General features: G+C 61.3%; 16 protein-coding genes and 1 tRNA gene. 8 read left to right on the top strand and 9 right to left on the bottom strand.

The window, feature by feature from the left end; translation table 11 throughout:
* Positions 1 to 363, top strand: coding sequence for a DUF5064 family protein (locus tag V3W40_RS24685; protein ID WP_065925907.1), 363 nt, complete (start codon positions 1 to 3; stop codon positions 361 to 363).
* 214 nt (positions 364 to 577) lie between these two features.
* Positions 578 to 2,086, top strand: a complete 1,509-nt coding sequence (locus V3W40_RS24680; protein WP_330215792.1) for a sigma-54-dependent transcriptional regulator — start codon at positions 578 to 580, stop codon at positions 2,084 to 2,086.
* Positions 2,087 to 2,095: 9 nt separating this feature from the next.
* On the opposite strand, the gene V3W40_RS24675 is transcribed toward V3W40_RS24680, so the two are convergent.
* Positions 2,096 to 6,763: a hypothetical protein gene (locus tag V3W40_RS24675; protein ID WP_330215791.1), complete on the bottom strand. Its 4,668-nt coding sequence runs from the start codon at positions 6,761 to 6,763 to the stop codon at positions 2,096 to 2,098.
* Positions 6,764 to 7,110: 347 nt separating this feature from the next.
* Between V3W40_RS24675 and gcvH the strand changes: the two genes are divergently transcribed.
* The 6 genes from gcvH (at position 7,111) to V3W40_RS24645 (ending at position 14,190) form a co-directional block, all read left to right on the top strand.
* On the top strand, positions 7,111 to 7,494 hold the full coding sequence (gene gcvH / locus V3W40_RS24670) for a glycine cleavage system protein GcvH (protein WP_027605554.1): 384 nt from the start codon (positions 7,111 to 7,113) through the stop codon (positions 7,492 to 7,494).
* Between the two features lie 10 nt (positions 7,495 to 7,504).
* The gene (gene gcvP, locus V3W40_RS24665) at positions 7,505 to 10,345 is read left to right on the top strand and encodes an aminomethyl-transferring glycine dehydrogenase (protein WP_330215790.1); all 2,841 of its coding nucleotides are present in this window, start codon (positions 7,505 to 7,507) and stop codon (positions 10,343 to 10,345) included.
* 115 nt (positions 10,346 to 10,460) lie between these two features.
* Complete coding sequence (locus V3W40_RS24660; protein ID WP_065947880.1) at positions 10,461 to 11,837, top strand: L-serine ammonia-lyase; 1,377 nt, start codon at positions 10,461 to 10,463, stop codon at positions 11,835 to 11,837.
* Positions 11,838 to 11,876: 39 nt separating this feature from the next.
* Positions 11,877 to 13,001 (top strand): glycine cleavage system aminomethyltransferase GcvT, encoded by a 1,125-nt coding sequence (gcvT, locus tag V3W40_RS24655; protein WP_330215789.1) that lies wholly within the window; start codon positions 11,877 to 11,879, stop codon positions 12,999 to 13,001.
* A 393-nt stretch (positions 13,002 to 13,394) separates the two neighbouring features.
* Positions 13,395 to 13,607, top strand: a complete 213-nt coding sequence (locus tag V3W40_RS24650; RefSeq protein WP_014339904.1) for a cold-shock protein — start codon at positions 13,395 to 13,397, stop codon at positions 13,605 to 13,607.
* A 94-nt stretch (positions 13,608 to 13,701) separates the two neighbouring features.
* On the top strand, positions 13,702 to 14,190 hold the full coding sequence (locus V3W40_RS24645; protein ID WP_065925902.1) for an RDD family protein: 489 nt from the start codon (positions 13,702 to 13,704) through the stop codon (positions 14,188 to 14,190).
* 75 nt (positions 14,191 to 14,265) lie between these two features.
* Here the strand turns inward: V3W40_RS24645 and nadA are convergent, their stop codons facing one another.
* From nadA to pal, 8 genes are all read right to left on the bottom strand, one after another.
* Positions 14,266 to 15,324 carry a quinolinate synthase NadA gene (gene nadA / locus V3W40_RS24640; protein ID WP_027605549.1) on the bottom strand — a complete coding sequence of 353 codons (1,059 nt, stop codon included), beginning with the start codon at positions 15,322 to 15,324 and terminating at the stop codon, positions 14,266 to 14,268.
* Between the two features lie 280 nt (positions 15,325 to 15,604).
* Positions 15,605 to 15,988 carry a MerR family transcriptional regulator gene (locus tag V3W40_RS24635; protein WP_092488936.1) on the bottom strand — a complete coding sequence of 128 codons (384 nt, stop codon included), beginning with the start codon at positions 15,986 to 15,988 and terminating at the stop codon, positions 15,605 to 15,607.
* 160 nt (positions 15,989 to 16,148) lie between these two features.
* Positions 16,149 to 16,727 carry an NAD(P)H-dependent oxidoreductase gene (locus V3W40_RS24630; protein ID WP_141607173.1) on the bottom strand — a complete coding sequence of 193 codons (579 nt, stop codon included), beginning with the start codon at positions 16,725 to 16,727 and terminating at the stop codon, positions 16,149 to 16,151.
* Between the two features lie 192 nt (positions 16,728 to 16,919).
* Positions 16,920 to 16,995: transfer RNA gene (locus tag V3W40_RS24625), tRNA-Lys, on the bottom strand.
* Positions 16,996 to 17,058: 63 nt separating this feature from the next.
* Entirely contained in the window at positions 17,059 to 17,736 is a 678-nt protein-coding gene (queC, locus tag V3W40_RS24620) for a 7-cyano-7-deazaguanine synthase QueC (RefSeq protein ID WP_065925898.1), read from the bottom strand.
* Between the two features lies 1 nt (position 17,737).
* Positions 17,738 to 18,385, bottom strand: coding sequence for a 7-carboxy-7-deazaguanine synthase QueE (gene queE / locus V3W40_RS24615; RefSeq protein WP_027605545.1), 648 nt, complete (start codon positions 18,383 to 18,385; stop codon positions 17,738 to 17,740).
* Positions 18,386 to 18,548: 163 nt separating this feature from the next.
* Entirely contained in the window at positions 18,549 to 19,385 is an 837-nt protein-coding gene (gene ybgF, locus V3W40_RS24610) for a tol-pal system protein YbgF (protein WP_027605544.1), read from the bottom strand.
* A gap of 6 nt (positions 19,386 to 19,391) precedes the next feature.
* Positions 19,392 to 19,892, bottom strand: a complete 501-nt coding sequence (gene pal, locus V3W40_RS24605; RefSeq protein ID WP_003209827.1) for a peptidoglycan-associated lipoprotein Pal — start codon at positions 19,890 to 19,892, stop codon at positions 19,392 to 19,394.
* Positions 19,893 to 19,917 lie beyond the last annotated feature (25 nt).

Raw genomic sequence — 19,917 nt, 5'->3', positions numbered from 1 at the left:
ATGGCCACCTTTGAACCCGGTCACCTGCACGTCGAACGTCACGCACTGAACAAGGACGACTACAGCTACAACCTGTGTATCGACTACGAAGTCAGCCAGGACCCAAAGGAAGGCAAGGGCATGCTGTTCAAGCTGCACGGCTCGGTGCAGGGCAAGGACCTCAAGGAAGAGTTCTTCTTGCCCAAGGACCAGGCATTCGACTTTGCCCGGCATGCGATGAACATCGCGCAGAAGTATGGGATGCCGAAAATGGCAGTGCTCAATGGCTCGATGCACAAACAGTACGACCTGATGTTCGAGGATGTACGGCATCAACTGGATGTGAAATCCGGGGACCCGATCAAACCTGAACACTTGGAGTAAACCGGTTGCACTGACACAACATTGTTCAAAATGTGGGAGGGGCGGTGCGACGATTCGACTTGCTCCCGATAGCGGTGTGTCAGATGAAAATAAGCTGACTGACACCCTGCTATCGGCGGCAAGTCGAATCGTCGCACCGCCCTCCCACATTTGGATCTCCATCCGCGCCAAGGCATACTTGCCGCCTCTCGCTCCCCAGAATTGTTAGCGCCCCATGCGTATCCACGTCAGCTTCATCGACCGCGTCGGCATTACCCAGGAAGTCCTGGCCTTGCTCGGTGGGCGCAATCTCAACCTGGATGCGGTGGAAATGGTGCCGCCCAACGTCTATATCGATGCGCCGACCCTCAGCGCCGACGTGCTCGAAGAGCTGCGTGACGCGCTGTTCAGCGTGCACGGCGTACAAGCGGTGACGGTGGTGGACATCCTTCCCGGCCAACGCCGCCACCTGCAACTCGACGCCCTGCTGGCGGCCATGACCGACCCGGTGCTGGCCCTGGACAGCGCGGGCAAGATCCTGCTGGCCAACCCGGCGCTGATCGCGCTGTACGGTCGCGAACCGGCCGGGGAAAGTATCGCCGAGCTGTTCAATGACTCGGCCTTGCTGGACACCTTGCTGGAAAACGGCTTTCGCCTGCCCTTGCGTGAAATCAGCGTCAACGGCCAGACGCTTTTGCTCGACGCCACGCCGATCACCGATGCCGGCGCCCTGCTCACCCTGTACCAACCCAACCGCATCGGCGAACAACTGTCGGCGCTGCACCACGATCATGCCGAAGGCTTTGATGCGCTGCTGGGCGAATCCCCGGTGATCCGCACCCTCAAGGCACGCGCACAACGGGTGGCCGCGCTCGATGCGCCGCTGTTGATCCAGGGCGAAACCGGCACCGGCAAGGAGTTGGTGGCGCGGGCCTGCCATGCCATCAGCGCGCGCCACAGTGCGCCGTTTTTGGCGCTGAACTGCGCGGCGCTGCCGGAGAATCTCGCCGAAAGTGAATTGTTCGGCTACGCCCCCGGCGCCTTTACCGGCGCCCAACGCGGCGGCAAGCCGGGGCTGATGGAGCTGGCCAACCAGGGCACGGTGTTTCTCGATGAAATCGGCGAAATGTCGCCCTATTTGCAAGCCAAGCTGCTGCGTTTTCTCAACGACGGCAGCTTCCGCCGGGTCGGCGGCGACCGCGAAGTGAAGGTCAATGTGCGCATCCTCAGCGCCACCCACCGCGACCTGGAAAAAATGGTCAGCGAAGGTACCTTCCGCGAAGACCTGTTCTACCGCCTCAACGTGCTCAACGTCGAAGTGCCGCCCCTGCGTGAGCGCGGCCAGGACATCCTGCTGTTGGCCCGCTACTTCATGCAACAGGCCTGTGCGCAGATCCAGCGCCCGGTGTGCCGCCTGGCGCCCGGCACCTATCCGGCGCTGTTGGGCAACCGCTGGCCGGGCAATGTGCGCCAGTTGCAGAACGTGATCTTCCGCGCCGCCGCCATCTGCGAAAGCAGCCTGGTGGACATCGGTGACCTGGACATCGCCGGCACCTCCGTGGCCCGCCAGAACGACGGCGAAGTCGATAGCCTGGAACAGGCCGTCGAGGACTTCGAGCGCAGCCTGCTGGAGAAACTCTACGTCAGTTACCCCTCGACCCGGCAGTTGGCCAGCCGCCTGCAAACCTCACACACCGCCATCGCCCACCGCTTGCGCAAGTACGGCATTCCCGCAAAACCCTGAGCGCCTGCCTCACCAGAACGCACGCCGGCCACGATGCTTGATAACGCCGGTGGCGCTGAAAAACAGTTGCGTGGCCATGGGCGGGCTGATGCGCGAATAGTAGATCGCGATGGCCTCGTTGTCGGTTTTGTCGAGCAGGCTGCGAAAACTCATGAAGCGCTGCTCCGGCCTTTTCAGATGGCCGGCGTTGTAGGGTAAATCGGGGTCCGTGGGCGATGAGTAATGAAAGTGCGCATAAGCCAGGACTTTGCCCTGCCTGTCCTTGACCACATACTCCTGCAGGAAATCATCCACCCGTTTGAGCGCAATACGCCCCTCGATGCGCAGTATCTGCACCTGGTCCCGGGCCTGGAGCCAGGCAATCCCATCCTCATCGGGCGGCAAGCGCTTGATCATCTCGATGCGTAACCCTCGCCCCTGCTCCAGAGAGTAGCTGGCGGCCTGTTCCAGCTCATCGAGCAGCGCCTGGGCCGCGGTATCCGGCGTTGACGGCAGCGCCTTGCGGATCTTTTCGGCAACCGCCTTGATGCCCTCAGACTGCCGCGTCAACCGGGCTTCGACGCTGGCCGGCAGCGTGGCAGTGCGCGCTTCGTCGCGGGCCTGCTGCAGCACCAGCGGTGCCCTGGCCAACAAGCGGCGCGCGTCGGCCTTGAGGTTTTCCAGGGAACGCGTCGGCCGCGGCATCCAGGCGCCAGCCGGTGTGATCGCTTCAAACGCATCCGAGCCCGGCTGCTGATGCAGGCTGACCACCACGGCCTGGTCAATCGGGTTGATGACATCAACGATGTCTTCGGTCGCTTCCGGCGTGCGGGCGCGAACCCGCCCCAATTGATAGCGCTTTTTCGAATCGCGGATCAGCCGTTGATCGGCTTCAAGGGGGCGTACCCGGCCAGGCTGAGGGTTGCGCTCGTGCTCACGCAGCAGCTTTGCCAGGGCGATTCTCGACTCCTGTTCCAGGCTGAGGATTGTGGCTTGCACCGGCACCTCGGCATCCCCATGGATCAATTCCGGCGCGGCGGCACGGTATTCATCCAGGAGCGCCAGGGTTTTCGCGTATTCGTGCAGCACCGCCCGGGTGCCGTCGATGCGCTGTTGCACACTCAGCACGCCTGGCTCATCGATGGTTTTCTGGGACTGGGCCGACTGGATCGCCTCATCCATGGCCGCGTCGATCCGACTGTAGTCATCCTGTTCTTCAGGCAGGGGCAGCCGGCGCCACAGCTGCTCCTTGAGCACCTGCAACTGCACGGTCCGCCAGTCCAATGGCAGCCCGTATGAGGACGGTTGCAACTCACCGATGTAGGACTTGTAGGCAGGAATGCTGAGCAACCGCTCGTAATTGACCCGCTCCCAGAAGCTCAGGTTGACCATCTTGTCGTGAAACTCGCCGATCCTGCGGCTCTCTTCGGTCAAGGTCCCGATCACCGCCTGGGCCGCGGTCGCGTCCTCCCCCGCCACCCGCTCCGACAGTTGCGCGAGATGCGCTTCGGAAAGCTGCTCCTCGCGGCGACTGAAGGTCAGCACAAACATCTGCCGGCGCATGTTCAGCACGATATCTTCCAACTGCAGGCACTGTTCCCGTTCAAAGCCGTCCACGGGCTTGTTGGCGTTTCTGCGCATCAGCACATTGAGTTTTTTCTGTTGCGCATCGGCCTTTTTTTCCAACTCGCGCAGGTAGCGCGCCCGGGCATCGCGCCGGTGCTGCTCGGTGAAGGCCGCCTCGGTGGTCAGGTGCGCTTTCTCACACAGGTCTTCGGCCGCGGTCACGACACACTCGAGGCTCTGCAATTCGCTGCTTGCCGCGCTGTATTCGTGCTCAAGCTCAAGCTTTTGCCGCTCGATGTGGGCACGCCGCTGGGCCACCGTGCTCTTTGGCTGCCCGCCAACCAGGCGCAGGCCCAGGTCGACTTTCCATACCCCATGGGCATCCTTGTCCAGCCACGGGCCGAGACGCTGGGGTTGCCGCAGATCGACGACCCGCCAGCCATCCCTGACCGCCCTCACGCCATAGACTTTGCTGTCTATCAAGGTGTACTGCTCGTGACGGGCCGCGCTGCCGTCGCGCTGGACCAGCACCCGACCACGCACCGGGCTGGCCGCCGAGGCCAGTGTCGGCGAGTCGGGCCAGCGTTCGCCCTGCCTGGGTGACCATTGGAAGGTCTCGAGCTGGGCACGCTGTTGGGTCGTAAGCCTGGACCTTGAGTTGGCCCAGGAAAAATCCATTGCCGTGACGTCGGCGAACGAACGCTGCCAGGCAAACGTCGACGCCGAGTGGCGCGTGTGGCTGGCCGGGATCAAGTCAGGGGCCTGGGCACCGCCCGAACTCAAGCGCAGCCGTTGATCCAGCGTGACCACCGGGCTCATCAGCAGGCCGGCCACGCTGCCGATCAGCTCGGCGAAGGCATTGGCGGAATCTTCGCGGCTCGTCTCGACCGGCAGCGCCAGCACCGCCTCGAATGTCCTGAAGGTCTGGGACAACCAGCCCGCCACCGCCACCGGCCCCCTGACCATCGGCAAAAGCGCATTGAACACTTGCCACAGATCATTCTTGAACAGGGTCCAACGCAGCGCCTCGTTGGAAACCGACTGCTTGACGGCGCGCTGCCACAGGTCTCGGGCGTTTTCATCGAAGACGCTCTCAAGGAACTCGCCACGCACCGGTTCGTCACTCAGCAACGCCGGGCTCGATGCGGGCAGCACGTCGAACTCATCGCCCTGCAGCACACGCTGGACATGGGGACGCAGAAAACCGCCGTTGGCAAACAGGGCACGGCTGTCCTGCGGTAAACGCTGCAGCACCACGCGTTGAAGATCGCTGCCCACCGTTGCGATCGCGTCGAGCAACGCCTGGCGGCTGGGGAATTGTTGCAGCATCGCGTCGGTTTGATCCGGCCGGTAGAGAATATGCGGCAGCGTGCTGTTGTCGCGGGGACCGATGACAAACAGGTTGTGCGCTTGATGGGCCAGCCCGCCTGCATGGGCCAGGAACGCCAGGGGCCGGGCGACGATCACCTCACCGTCGACCACACGCTGGCGCGGATCTTCCCGCAGCAGCGCATGCACCACCCGAGCACCGGAGCGGGTAAAGCCGTTGCGTTGGCGCAGGCTGTTTTCAAGGGCGCGCATCGGCAGTTGCAGCGCCATCTGAGCGACAAACAAGCGACGCCGCCGTGCAGACTGCGTCGGGTCGGTGATCAGTGCGTGCTCCAGCAACGGCGGATAGTGCTTGCCCACGTCCACCCGTTCGATCAGCCCCTTGAGATAGGCCGGCGTGACCCAGCGCGGCACGTTACCTGGCGTGACCTGGTGGCTGATGTGCACACTGGCATAGGCAGTGGCGAAGGGGTTTTCCAGCGACCACTGGGTCAAGGTCCGGGGAGTCCGTTGCGTCCAGCCAACCGTGCCGCCCTGGGTGCGCTCAAAGGTCAGGAGGCAGTCGTCCGGGTTGATGGGGGCTTGCGCTGGATGGTCCAGGCGCATTTGCCGTTGCAGCGCCTTGCGCGCATACACATCGATCGGCTCGAGGCCATCGAGGAACGTTGCACCGCCAGTACTGCGCTGCAGCTGCGCCAGGCGCTCCAGCCACTGCCCGTAAGCCAGGCGATCCGCGCTGCTGGCCCGCTGCAACCAGAGCGGCAGCTGTTCTTCATGAGGTTGTTCGAGAGCGTCCGGGTCGAACCAGGCCAGTGGCGAGGTGAGCGTGGTGAACAGCTGTTCATAGCTGCCGATGTCGGGCAGTGCCGACCAGTCAACCCGCCGCACATCGCGAAGTTGGCGTTCGAGCAAGGCCTGGGCCAACGCATCGAACACATCGCCATCAGGCTCGCGCAGTACCCATTGCAGCGGCGCCCCTGGCCGGTAACGGCTCATATAGCGCGGCAGCAGGTCACCCAAGGCGTCCAGGGACTCGAGCTGCAACAGGTTCATCACCGGGATATAGACGAGGGTGACCTGTTGCCCCTGGACTCGACGCTGCAAGACCAACAGCGGCAGCCATTCGCCCGGGTCCCCGGCCTGGGCCGCATAGACTTGATAGATATGCAGCGCATCGGCGTCACCCAAGGCCTCTCGATCCGCCCGATACCCCCAAAGCTGCTGTGCCTGCTCATCGCCCAGCCCCAGCAGCAGCCGCGCCTGCTCCGGCGTCAATGGCGGGTTCTGCCGCGCCGTGAGCAGGCATGCACGTAACTGGCTGCTGACCGCGTGCCAACGGCTGTCGGCCGAACCGTCCGACACCCACGCATTCCAGTATTGCACCAAGCGTTCGGCAAAACCCGCCAGCACATCGGGCGCCAGGGTGTTGAGCATCCACTCGATATCGTCCACGGTGATAGCACCGCTCGCCGGTTCGAACACTTGCGGTGCAGACTGCACCAACAGCACATGATGGCCTGGCGTGTAGTTCAGCGCGTCACCCTTCATGCAGCGCTTGATCAGTGCGTCGCTCAAGGTCATAAGCGGCATGTGGCGGCGGCCGGTCGAGGTTGGCTGGATCACACCGATCCAGCTGTTACCGGCCTGCAGGCCGGAACCGGCAAACCACTGCCCGATCCATTCCTGGATCATTGCGCGGGCCACTCGGCCCAGGCCCAGGCGCCGGGCGAAGACCTTGGATAAATAGTCGCGAGACGTCCGCGCCTGGAAAATCTCCGGGGGAATAACCTTTGAAGCACTCATGGGGCGCATCCTGATGACGAAGTGCGCGAACGGTAAAACGCCGGCCGGCCTCCCAGACGGTAGATAAATCGCGAAAAACGACGTCCATGCGTACTGAAAGCGCTACAGTGGAACGATATCGCTACAACCTTGTTATTTGCGCGCCATGCAAGGCTTTGATCCACATAGGCTTTTTTTCGACGGCCGGAGTGTAGCGAAATCGCTACACACAAAGGCGCTATCGTTATAACCGTTTTTAACAAGCCATTGATTAATAAAGGATTAATCACATTGGCCGCGATATTGCTAAGCAACTCCCCATTATTCCAATCCCGTCCACCAGACGAATCTGGCCCTGAGGAGTTTCCATGAGCGAGTTGCGTTTCACTGAAGATCACGAATGGCTGCGCGCCGAAGCTGACGGCAGCGTCACCGTGGGTATCACCGCTTTCGCACAGAACGCGCTCGGTGATGTGGTGTTCGTGCAACTGCCGGAGTTGCAGGCCTACGACAAGGGCGCTGAAGCGTCCACCGTAGAATCGGTCAAGGCCGCCAGCGGCGTGTACATGCCGTTGGACGGTGAAGTGCTGGAAGTGAACGCCAAGCTCGATGGCAGCCCGGAACTGGTCAACGAAGACCCGCTGGGCGAAGGCTGGTTCTTCCGCTTTAAACCGGCCGATGCCGGTGCGGTAGCTAAACTGTTGGATCAGGACGCGTACGACCGCCTGATCAAAGCCAACGCCGAAGCCTGAGGAGCGCGCCATGACCATCAATCTCAGCACCGCCAATGAGTTCATCGCCCGCCACATCGGCCCGCGCCAGGAAGATGAGCAGCAGATGCTCGCCAGCCTGGGCTTCGATTCCCTGGAAGCCCTGAGCGCCAGCGTGATCCCGGAAAGCATCAAGGGCACCAGCGTGCTCGGCCTGGAAGACGGCCTGGGCGAAGCCGAGGCCCTGGCCAGGATCAAGGCCATTGCCAGCCAGAACCAACTGTTCAAGACCTACATCGGCCAGGGCTACTACAACTGCCATACGCCGTCGCCGATCCTGCGCAACCTCCTGGAAAACCCGGCCTGGTACACCGCCTACACCCCCTACCAGCCAGAAATTTCCCAAGGCCGCCTGGAAGCGCTGCTGAACTTCCAGACCCTGATCAGCGACCTCACCGGCCTGCCGATCGCCAACGCCTCGCTGCTCGATGAAGCCACCGCCGCCGCCGAAGCCATGACCTTCTGCAAGCGCCTGAGCAAGAACAAGGGCAGCAACGCCTTCTTCGCCTCGGTCCACAGCCACCCGCAAACCCTCGACGTACTGCGCACCCGTGCCGAGCCGCTGGGCATCGACGTGGTGGTCGGCGATGAGCGCGAACTGACCGATGTCAGCCGGTTCTTCGGCGCCCTGCTGCAATACCCGGCCAGCAACGGTGACGTGTTCGACTACCGCGCGCTGACCGAGCGTTTCCATACCGCCAACGCCCTGGTGGCCGTGGCTGCCGATCTGTTGGCCCTGACCCTGCTGGCCCCGCCGGGTGAGTTCGGCGCCGATGTGGCAATCGGCAGCGCGCAACGCTTCGGCGTGCCGCTGGGCTTCGGTGGCCCGCACGCGGCGTACTTCTCCACCAAGGATGCGTTCAAGCGCGACATGCCGGGGCGTCTGGTCGGTGTGTCGGTAGACCGCTTCGGCAAGCCGGCCCTGCGCCTGGCCATGCAGACCCGCGAGCAACATATCCGCCGCGAGAAAGCCACCAGCAACATCTGCACCGCGCAAGTGCTGCTCGCCAACATCGCCAGCATGTATGCCGTGTACCACGGGCCCAAGGGCCTGACCCAGATCGCCAAGCGCATTCACCAGCTGACCGCGATGCTCGCCAAGGGCTTGACCGCCCTGGGCCTCAAGGTCGAGCAGGCACACTTCTTCGACACCCTGACCCTGCACACCGGCGCCGACACCGCTGCGCTGCACGACAAGGCCCGCGCCCAGCGCATCAACCTGCGCGTGGTGGACGCCGAGCGGGTTGGCCTTTCGGTCGACGAAACCACCACCCAAGGCGATATCGAAACCCTGTGGACGATCTTTGCCAATGGCAAAGCCCTGCCGGACGTCAACGCCACGGTGGACAGCCGCCTGCCCGACGCATTGCTGCGCCAGTCACCGATCCTCAGCCATCCGGTGTTCAACCGTTATCACTCGGAAACCGAGCTGATGCGCTACCTGCGCAAGCTGGCGGACAAGGACCTGGCCCTGGACCGCACCATGATCCCGCTGGGCTCGTGCACCATGAAGCTCAACGCCGCCAGTGAAATGATCCCGGTGACCTGGGCCGAGTTCGGTGCCCTGCACCCGTTCGCCCCGGCCGAGCAAAGCGCCGGCTACCTGCAACTGACCTCCGACCTGGAGGCCATGCTCTGCGCGGCAACCGGGTATGACGCGATCTCCCTGCAGCCGAACGCCGGTTCCCAGGGCGAGTACGCCGGCCTGTTGGCCATCCGTGCCTATCACCAGAGCCGTGGCGAAGCACGTCGCGACATCTGCCTGATCCCATCGTCGGCCCACGGCACCAACCCGGCCACCGCCAACATGGCCGGCATGCGTGTGGTGGTTACCGCCTGCGACGCCCGTGGCAACGTCGACATCGAAGACCTGCGCGCCAAGGCCATCGAGCACCGTGAGCACCTCGCCGCGCTGATGATTACCTACCCGTCCACCCACGGCGTGTTCGAAGAAGGTATCCGCGAAATCTGCGGGATCATCCACGACAACGGCGGCCAGGTGTACATCGACGGCGCCAACATGAACGCGATGGTTGGCCTGTGCGCACCGGGTAAGTTCGGCGGCGACGTGTCCCACCTGAATTTGCACAAGACCTTCTGCATCCCCCACGGCGGTGGCGGCCCGGGCGTTGGCCCGATTGGCGTCAAGTCCCACCTCACGCCCTTCCTGCCCGGCCACGCGGCCATGGCGCGCAAGGAAGGCGCGGTGTGTGCGGCACCGTTCGGCAGTGCAAGCATCCTGCCGATCACCTGGATGTACATCAGCATGATGGGCGGCGCAGGCCTCAAGCGCGCGTCGCAGCTGGCGATCCTGAATGCCAACTACATTTCCCGTCGGCTCGAAGAGCACTACCCCGTGCTGTACACCGGCAGCAACGGCCTGGTGGCGCACGAATGCATCCTCGACCTGCGCCCGCTGAAGGACAGCAGCGGCATCAGCGTGGATGACGTGGCCAAGCGCCTGATCGACTTTGGCTTCCACGCCCCGACCATGTCGTTCCCGGTGGCGGGTACGCTGATGATCGAGCCGACCGAAAGCGAGTCCAAGGAAGAACTGGACCGCTTCTGCGACGCGATGATCGCCATCCGCGAAGAAATCCGCGCGGTGGAAAACGGCACCCTGGACAAGGACGACAACCCGCTGAAAAACGCACCGCATACCGCGGCGGAACTGGTTGGCGAATGGAGCCACCCATACAGCCGTGAACAAGCGGTGTACCCGGTCGCTTCGTTGATCGAAGGCAAGTACTGGCCACCGGTTGGCCGGGTCGACAACGTGTTTGGTGATCGCAACCTGGTGTGTGCGTGCCCGTCGATCGAGCTTTATGCCTAAAGCAGTTGTAAGCGGCAAGCTACAAGCTGCAAGTTAAAAGCCGAATGGCTCTTTCTTGCAGCTTGTGGCTTGGAGCTTGTCGCTGCTCCTATAACAAGAAACCGGAGAACAACTCATGTCTTTAAGCGTGTTCGACCTGTTCAAGATTGGCATCGGCCCCTCCAGTTCCCACACCGTCGGCCCCATGCGTGCGGCCGCTCGGTTCGTCGAGGGCCTCAAGCGTGACAACCTGCTGAGCGCCACCACCGGCATCAAGGTGGAACTCTATGGCTCCCTCGGCGCCACCGGCAAAGGCCACGGCAGCGACAAGGCCGTGCTGCTGGGCCTGGAAGGCGAACACCCGGACACCGTGAACACCGAAACCGTGGCCGCACGCCTGGCGCAGATGCGCGGCGACGGTCGCTTGAACCTGCTCGGCGAACACAGCATTGCGTTCAACGAGAAAGAACACCTGGCGATGATTCGCAAACCCCTGGCCTACCACCCCAACGGCATGATTTTTCGTGCCTTTGATGCGGCGGGTATCCAGATCCGCAGCCGCGAGTACTACTCGGTGGGCGGCGGTTTTGTGGTGGATGAAGACGCCGCCGGTGCGGACCGGATCGTCGAAGACGCCACCCCACTGACGTTCCCGTTCAAGCATGCCAAGGACTTGCTCGGCCATTGCACCACCTACGGTCTGTCCATCAGCCAGGTGATGCTGACCAATGAAAGTGCCTGGCGCCCGGAAGCGGAAACCCGTGCCGGCCTGTTGAAGATCTGGCAGGTGATGCAGGACTGCGTGGCAGCCGGCTGTCGCAACGAAGGCATCTTGCCCGGCGGCCTGAAGGTCAAGCGTCGTGCCGCCGCCTTGCATCGCCAGTTGTGCAAGAACCCGGAGTCGGCCCTGCGCGACCCGTTGTCGGTGCTGGACTGGGTCAACCTGTACGCCCTGGCCGTCAACGAAGAAAACGCCAACGGCGGGCGCGTGGTCACGGCGCCCACCAACGGCGCGGCCGGGATTGTGCCGGCGGTGCTGCATTACTACATGCGCTTTATCCCCGGCGCGAATGAAGACGGCGTGGTGCGCTTTCTGCTCACCGCCGCCGCCATCGGGATTCTGTACAAGGAAAACGCGTCGATCTCCGGGGCCGAAGTCGGTTGCCAGGGTGAAGTCGGCGTGGCCTGCTCCATGGCCGCTGGCGCGTTGTGCGAAGTATTGGGCGGTACGGTTTCCCAGGTGGAAAACGCCGCCGAGATCGGCATGGAACACAACCTCGGCCTGACCTGCGACCCGATTGGCGGGCTGGTGCAGGTGCCCTGCATCGAGCGCAATGCCATGGGCTCGGTGAAGGCCATCAATGCGGTGCGCATGGCCTTGCGTGGCGACGGGCAACACTTCGTCTCGCTGGACAAGGTCATCCGCACCATGCGCCAGACCGGCGCCGACATGAAAAGCAAATACAAGGAAACCGCCCGTGGCGGTTTAGCGGTCAACATTATCGAGTGCTGACGCCTAAAGGCGCGCCGGCACGTTTTTCAGGAGCTGAACATGTCCACCGAAACCCTGTTGAAAACCCCATTGCACGCCCTGCACCTCGAGCTGGGTGCACGCATGGTGCCCTTCGCCGGCTACGACATGCCGGTGCAATACCCACTGGGCGTGATGAAGGAACACCTGCACACCCGTGAACAGGCCGGGCTGTTCGACGTGTCCCACATGGGCCAGATCCGCCTGACCGGCGCCAATGCCGCCAAGGCCCTGGAAACCCTGGTACCGGTCGACATCATCGACCTGCCGGTCGGCATGCAGCGCTACGCCATGTTCACCAATGAACAGGGGGGCATCCTCGACGACCTGATGGTGGCGAACCTGGGTAACGACGAACTGTTCCTGGTAGTCAACGCGGCCTGCAAGGACCAGGACCTGGCGCACCTGCGCCAGCATATCGGCGAGCAGTGCCGCATCGAGCCGCTGTTCGAAGAACGCGCGCTGCTGGCCCTGCAAGGCCCGGCCGCAGTGAAGGTATTGGCGCGCCTGGCCCCGGAAGTCACCCGGATGACCTTCATGCAATTCGCCCCGGTGCGCCTGCTGGGCGTGGACTGCTACGTCAGCCGCTCGGGCTACACCGGTGAAGACGGTTTTGAAATCTCCGTGCCTGCCGCCAGCGCCGAAAGCCTGGCGCGCAGCCTGCTGGCCGAGGACGAAGTGCAGGCCATCGGCCTGGGCGCCCGTGACTCGCTGCGCCTGGAGGCCGGTCTGTGCCTGTACGGCCACGACATGAACACCGAGACCACCCCGATCGAAGCCAGCCTCCTGTGGGCAATCTCCAAGGCCCGACGCACCGACGGTGCGCGTGCCGGTGGCTTCCCGGGTGCCGACCGCATCTTCACCCAGCAGCAAACCGGTGTAAGCCGCAAGCGCGTAGGCCTGCTGCCCCAGGAACGCACACCCGTACGTGAAGGCGCAGAGATCGTCGATGCCCACGGCAGCGTGATCGGCAGCGTGTGCAGCGGTGGCTTTGGCCCGAGCCTGGGTGGCCCACTGGCCATGGGTTACCTGGACAGCGCATTCACCGCACTGGACACCGAAGTCTCTGCGTTGGTGCGTGGGAAAAAAGTGCCACTTCGTGTAAGCAAAATGCCATTTGTACCGCAACGTTACTACCGTGGCTGATTGAATGTTCCTATAAGTAACGCGGTTGCGTTAACGTGCACTAATCTGTAACGCAACCGCCATAAAACAGTGCAGCAACGATAGGCATTATTATAGGAATTAACCTATAACAAGTGACCCATTCTATCGAATAAGTCGGTTCCACATTATTCAACGAAGTGTCATGAAGCCGAGCAAAACCTGGGCTTTTGCCAGGGCTTGTTTTTTCTCCATTAGTTGGCGTAGAGTTTGCCCACTGTGTTTGCATGGGTCGCTTGGAACCTGGACCTGGGCAGTAGCTGAAGTAGTTGTGCTACAACCCGTTCGACGTCTCTTACTTTCCTGCAACCCAGCCCAGTACTCTTTCATGTGAAAGGGGCTGTCATTAATTTTTAGCGTCAAGGAAATAAGAAAATGGCTGATCGTCAGAGCGGTACCGTCAAGTGGTTTAACGACGAGAAAGGGTTTGGTTTTATCACTCCAGAAAGCGGTCCGGATCTGTTCGTGCATTTCCGCGCTATTCAAGGCAACGGCTTCAAAAGCCTGAAGGAAGGCCAGAAGGTCACCTTCGTTGCAGTTCAAGGCCAGAAAGGCATGCAGGCTGACGAAGTACAAGCAGAAGGCTGATCCTTCCTGCGACAAAAAGCCCCTGACATGACATCAGGGGCTTTTTTATGGGCGCTATTCCGTAAAATGATTTTTTTCCTCTGAGAGCCCTGCCATGTCCAAACCCTTGCTGAGTCCCCAAGGCGAGTTCCCCGCCGTTGGCCTGGGCCGTCGCCTGGCAGCGATGTTCTATGACTTCCTGTTGTGCACCGCGCTGCTGATCGTCACCGCGTTTATCTACAAGCTGGTGTGGATCGCGTTCGTGGGCGAAGCCAGGATGCGCACCCTCACCGAATCTGGCGCACTGGACGGTGACCCGCTGCTGTCGACGATTCTGTTCTTTGTGCTGTTTGGTTTCTTTGCCAAGTTCTGGACCCATTCCGGGCAAACCCTGGGCATGCAGGTCTGGGGCGTGCGCGTGCAAAACGCCGACGGCTCGCGGATCAGCCTGTGGCAGGCGCTGTTGCGCTTTGTGGTGTCGATTGCGTCGTGGTTATGCGTGGGGCTGGGGTTTGTCTGGTCGTTGTTCGACAAGCACAAACGCAGCTGGCATGACATCTACTCGGATACGCAGTTGGTGCGCATCCCGAAGCAAAAGAAATAACCCGCTGCCTGAACGAAATCAAAATGTGGGCGGGGGCTTGCCCCCTCCCACATGTTTAACCGAGCTCGCCTCGATTCAGGCGTTACCCGCCAGCTTCAGGCGCGCAGCCTGGGTGAAATCCAGCATGCGCTTGAGCGGTCGCACGGCGTGAGGAATCACCGACGGCTCGACGAAGATCTCGTTACTGCCCTCACGCAGGCACTGCAGCGTGCGCTCCAGCGTATTCATCGCCATCCACGGGCAGTGCGCGCAACTGCGGCACGCAGCACCGTTACCGGCCGTGGGCGCTTCGACGAAGACCTTGTCCGGGCACAGCTGCTGCATCTTGTAGAAGATGCCGCGGTCGGTCGCCACGATGAAGGTCTTGTTCGGCAGCCGCTGTGCCGCCGCAATCAACTGGCTGGTGGAGCCCACCGCGTCGGCCAGTTCGATCACCGAGGTCGGCGATTCAGGGTGCACCAGGATCGCTGCGTCCGGGTACAGCGCCTTCATGTCTTCCAACTGCTTGGACTTGAACTCCTCGTGGACGATGCACGCACCGTCCCACAGCAGCATGTCGGCGCCGGTCTGGCGCTGGATGTAGGTACCCAGGTGCTTGTCCGGGCCCCAGATGATGGTCTCGCCGTTGTCCATCAGGCTTTCGACGATTTCCAGCGCGCAGCTGGAGGTCACCACCCAATCGGCCCGGGCCTTGACCGCCGCCGAAGTGTTGGCATACACCACCACGGTGCGCTCGGGATGCTGGTCGCAGAACGCCGAAAACTCATCCACCGGACACCCCAGGTCCAGGGAGCAGGTGGCTTCCAGGGTCGGCATGAGGATGCGTTTTTCGGGGGTGAGAATTTTGGCGGTCTCGCCCATGAAACGTACACCGGCGACCAGTACGGTCTTGGCCGGGTGGGCTGCGCCGAAGCGGGCCATTTCCAGGGAGTCGGAGACACAGCCGCCGGTTTCTTCGGCCAGGGCCTGGATCACCGGATCGCAATAGAAGTGGGCAACCAGCACCGCGTCCTGAGCCTTGAGCTCGGCAGCGATGGCGGCACGCAGGCTCGCCTCTTCCTCGGCGCTGAGGGCCTTGGGCTGCTTGGCGTCGAGGTGGGCTTGAACCAGTAGGCGTTCGGAAATGTGCGTCATGTTCGCAAGACCTGCAGGCGCAGTAGCGCGAAAGTCGAGTGTACCACCGGCTCTGGAGCCCTTCGGGCGCCGCCGGACGAAGTGATTGTGTTCATCAAGCACGGGTAAAGGTGAAGCTGCGCAAGGCTACAGAATATCCAATGGTTTCAAAAGCCTAATCTGGCTTTGACGCGTGCGCCTGTCGATTAAAAACCGCAATGGTACCTTGGGTCTCCCCCGCCTTCAGAAATCACCTCAAGCACATAGCCGTCAGCGGGCAGAGTTCATGCAGCAAGTTCGTTCAGACCGTTTTGGAAAGAGGCTCAAACTGGCATTGGTACAGGGCGTCCTTGAGGTTGCTTTCGAACTGCTCAAGACCGTCGTAGATGTTTTGCAGCCCTTCGATCTGGGCTTTCAGCTCGAGCTTTTTATCGGCAATGGCCTGGTTGGCCAAATCCCACGGCAGCTCCAGGCCCCGGTGGTCCTGAAGAATCGCCTGCATTTCCTTAAGCTTGAAACCCAGCTGCTGAGCACACTTGATGAACGTCAACAGCTCAACGCATTGCTGGTTATAAACCCGATACTTACCTTCGCGCACGGGCGGCGGCAGCAAGCCAATGTCTTCATAGTGGCGGATCGTCTTGACGGTAGTACCCGATAGCTGAGCGGCTTTGCCGATATACATGAAAAGTCCTTTTTTGGCACAAGAGTGGGGAGAGCACTTTGGCGCGCCGCATCTTCACACATGTCTGCGGGGTCGGAAACTCGAAGGTGTCAAAAGGCAATGTATCGCAGGGATGAAGCCGACATCGCCTGCTGCAAGGCGATGCCGGGCAATCGGGGTGTCAGCGACCAGCGATAGCCTGGGCTTGCTTGAGCCAGGCTTCGCGCAGGGAGGCGTCGGAACCGAGGATTGGCCCGAACGTGAGGGTCTTCAATGGTTTGATGCCGCAGAACTCCAGGGTGGTCTTGCGCACCTGGTGCAGGCCCGGCATGCGGTAGACCCACTTGTAGTACCACGGCGGGGTATCCATCGTGACCAGCAGGTGGGCCGTGCGCCCCTTCAAAAGCTTGTCGGGAAAGGCTTTGCCTTCGCGATACTTGAAGGCAAATCCGGGAAGGAATATTCGATCGAAGAAGCCTTTCATCAGGGCCGGAATTCCGCCCCACCAGATGGGATAGACAAACGCCAGGTGCTCAGCCCACGTGATATCGGCCTGGGCCTTGAGCAGATCGGGCTCCAGCAACTGAACCTGTTTGTAGCCATCGTGCAGCACTGGATCAAACCGCAGTGCATCCAGGCGTAACAGACGCACATCGTGCCCGGCCTCTGTGGCCGCCTTCACATAGGTGTCGGTCAATGCCCCACAGAAACTGTCGGTTGAGGGGTGCCCCAGAATCACCAGTACTCGCTTGCTCATCATCACTTCATCCTGAAAAGTCGAGCGGGCAGGATAGGGTGTGCCCGTAACAGGAGAGTCAACAGGGAGGTTTGCCAAATGCTGGTATAGCTTGGGTGCATTGCGCACCGGCAGGTAAGCACCAAATCGCAGGCAAAAAAAAACCCGGAAATCCTCACTTGCGTGGGCCTTCCGGATTTTCTAAACCGCCAAAAATGGTGGGTCGTGTGGGATTCGAACCTACGACCAATTGGTTAAAAGCCAACTGCTCTACCAACTGAGCTAACGACCCGCTGTGTGGTGGCGCGTATAATACTGATTTCTAAGGATTATTCAACACCTTATTTGAAATAAATCAGAAATAACGCGTCGGGTCCGTAATTCCGGCCATTTGGAAGCCCTCTGCACGCAGCCGGCAGCTGTCGCATTTCCCACAGGCACGGCCGTCATCGTCTGCCTGATAGCAGGAAACTGTCAGCGAGTAATCGACACCGAGTCCTACGCCAGCCTTCACGATAGCGGCCTTGCTCAGGTTTTGCAGCGGTGCCTGGATCCGGAAACCCTGCCCTTCTACCCCGGCTTTTGTCGCCAAATTGGCCATACGCTCGAACGACTCGACGTATTCGGGGCGGCAGTCCGGGTAGCCGTTGTAATCAAGCGCGTTAACCCCGATGAAGATGTCACGGGCACTCAGAACCTCCGCCCAGCCCAGGGCCAGGGACAGGAACACGGTGTTGCGTGCCGGTACGTAGGTAACCGGGATGCCTTGGGTGGGGGCCTCTGGGACGTCGATAGTGCTGTCGGTCAAGGCCGAGCCACCCATGCCGTCGAGGTTCAGGCCAATCACCTTGTGTTCGACCACGCCCAAGTCTCGGGCCACACGGGCGGCTGCATCCAGCTCGGCGCGGTGGCGCTGACCGTAGTCGAAGCTCATGGTGTAACAGCTGTAACCTTCGGCGCGAACCATGGCCACTAGCGTTGCGGAATCGAGGCCACCTGACAGCAGGATGACCGCGCGCTTTTGATCAGTCATCTCAGCGCCCCGGTTCGTCGTTCCACAGGTATTTATGCAGCTGCAATTGCAGGCGTACGGGCAGGTTATCGGCAACCACCCAGTCGGCCAGATCGCGCGCGTTCAGGTCGTGGTGGCTGGGAGAGAACAATACCTCACCGGCACGGCGGTCAAGGCCGTACTGGATCAGCTTGGAATTGGCCCAGTCGTAGTCTTCACGGGAACAAATCACGAACTTGACCTGATCGTTGGGCGTCAGCAGTTCGATGTTCTCGTAGCGGTTGCGGTGCACTTCCTTGGAGCCCGGCGTCTTGAGGTCAACCACTCGGCTGACACGCGGGTCTACAGCGGAAATATCCAGGGCCCCACTGGTTTCCAGGGAGACCTCGTAACCGGCATCACACAGCTGTTTGAGCAAGGGGATGGCGTTGGGCTGGGCCAGGGGCTCGCCACCCGTTACACAGACGTAGCGGGGCCGGTAGCCGGCAACCTGCTCCAGGATGTCTTCGAGGGTGCGCACAGTGCCGCCACTGAAGGCGTAGGCGCTGTCACAGTATTGGCAACGCAAGGGGCAACCGGTCAGGCGCACAAAAACCGTGGGCAGGCCAGCGGTTCGCGTTTCACCCTGTAACGAGTAAAAAACTTCGGTGATGCGTAATGTGTCTTGCATAGTCGCCACGGGCGTAACAGCTAAACAGGCTGTCCGCCTCCGTCAGGCACTTCAAGGAACCCCGCCAACGCGTAGGCCCCAGGAAGCGTGTGTCATAAAAGGGCGTGGATTCTAACGAAAAAACCCGCGCCAGGCGCGGGTTTCTTCTAAACGGCTGCATCGCTTACAAGCGTTGCAGATCCCGTTGGGCCAACTGTGCAGCGGAGGTACCCGGATATTGGGCTACGACCTGCTGCAGAATGCCTTTGACCTTGTCGGTATGACCCAGGCGGCGTTCTACGTCAGCGAGTTTATACAGCGAGTCGGGCACCTTGGCGTGCTTGGGGTACAGCTGGCTGACCTTGGCAAATGCCTGGCCCGCCCCCTGCAGATCACCCTTTGCCAGATTCACCTCGCCCAACCAGTATTGGGCGTTGCCCGCGTACTGGCTGTTTGGGTAGCGGCCCAGGAAGGCGGTAAAGGCTTTGCTGGCCTTATCGAAATCCTTGGCCTTGATCAGGTCGAAGGCTGCATCGTAATACAGCTTTTCCTTCGCCGGATCACCCGGTTCACTGCTGGCGGCAGGGGCTTGGCTCGCAGCGGCGGCCCCTGCTGCTGCACCACCGATAGCCGCGCTGGGCGCGCCACCGGCAGAAGAATTATCAGGAGTAGCGGCAGGTGTAACACCGGCTCCTATACGTCGATCAAGATCCTGGTAACGCTCCAGGCCTTCCTGCTTCAGCTGACGCACCTCATTTTGCAGAACTTCAATGGTGCCTTGTTGCTGCGCCAATTGATCCTGCATGCGTTGCAGCTGGTTGAACAGTTCGCCCTGTGCCGAGGGAGCGGACGTAGCCGCCCCCCCAGCATAGGCGCCATTCGTGCCATAACCCGCTGGCGGATAACTGCTCCCGCTATTGTTATAGCCAGAGTTGCTATCTTCCACAGGAACCGCAGCCCACACCGCAAGCGGGGCGAGGCTGAGAGCCAATACAGTTAGAGCACGACGGCACGTTCGCATGACGAATTACTTACGCAGTTCGACGCGACGGTTTTGAGCCCAGGACTGCTCGTCGTGGCCAGTAGCAACTGGACGCTCTTTACCGTAGGAAACCAGTTCCAGTTGGCCTGGAGCAACACCTTGCAGTACCAGGTAGCGCTGAACGGCTTTCGCACGACGCTCGCCCAGTGCCATGTTGTACTCACGAGTACCACGTTCGTCAGTGTTACCTTCCAGAACAACGCGAGCGCCGTTAGCTTTCAGGTCCTTCGCGTGAACGTCCAGAGCGCGCATGGCTTCTGGTTTCAGGTCCGAACTGTCGTATTCGAAGTAGAAAGTGGTGATAGCGCGCAGAGCAGCTTCTTCGCTCAGGGAGCCGTCAACTGCACCAGTGTTAGCGCCGTAACCAGCGTTTGGATCAACAGCTGCGCCTTCACCGGCATTGTCGCCGCCTTTAGACGAGCAACCAACGGCTACGGACAGAGCCAGAGCCAGAGCAGCAAACTTACCAAACTTCAGCATTTCCATCGTGAAACTCCTAATGAACCCCAGT

This window comes from Pseudomonas sp. AM8, from assembly GCF_036346475.1.
Classification (GTDB): domain Bacteria; phylum Pseudomonadota; class Gammaproteobacteria; order Pseudomonadales; family Pseudomonadaceae; genus Aquipseudomonas; species Aquipseudomonas marginalis.
Note: the sequence above shows the minus strand (reverse complement) of the source record. Positions and strands in the feature narration are given on the sequence as shown.